The organism is Paraburkholderia caffeinitolerans (assembly GCF_902859945.1).
Taxonomy (GTDB): Bacteria; Pseudomonadota; Gammaproteobacteria; order Burkholderiales; family Burkholderiaceae; genus Paraburkholderia; species Paraburkholderia caffeinitolerans.
Window position 1 is genome coordinate 1 of sequence record NZ_CADIKL010000137.1, and the last position, 511, is coordinate 511.

Annotated in this window: 1 protein-coding gene and 1 pseudogene; both read right to left on the bottom strand. The window is 61.1% G+C overall.

Features of this window, described 5'->3' with window-relative positions:
- A pseudogene (narH, locus tag HV773_RS36625) lies at positions 1-289 on the bottom strand (nitrate reductase subunit beta); the annotation flags it as partial.
- Positions 286-511: hypothetical protein (locus HV773_RS36630; RefSeq protein ID WP_175198573.1), on the bottom strand; the 226-nt coding region annotated here is incomplete at its 5' end. The pseudogene narH and the gene HV773_RS36630, both read right to left, overlap by 4 nt.

Sequence of the window (511 nt, forward strand, 5' to 3'; positions counted from 1 at the left end):
TCTCGGGCAGATGCGGGTTGGCGAAGATCTTCGAGAGCAGGCGCCATTTGCTGCCGAGGCGCGGCTCGATCTTGCCGTCGGCCTTGCGCACCCAGCCGCCGCGCCACTTCTGCTGGTTCTCCCACTCCTTCGGATAGCCGATGCCGGGCTTGGTTTCGACATTGTTGAACCACGCGTATTCCATGCCTTCGCGGCTCGTCCAGACGTTCTTGCAGGTGACCGAGCACGTGTGGCAGCCGATGCACTTGTCGAGGTTCAACACCATCGCGATCTGTGCGCGCACCTTCATGACGTTTCTCCTTCGCGGGCTGCCGCATTGACTGGCGCATTGACTGGCGCATTGACTGGTGAAGGCAGGTTGCCTACGGGCGTTTCTTCGCTGTCGAGCCAGTCGACGTTCTTCATCTTGCGCACCAGCAGGAACTCATCGCGGTTCGAGCCCACCGTGCCGTAGTAATTGAAGCCGTAGGCCAGTTGCGCGTAGCCGCCGATCATGTGTGTCGGCTTGACC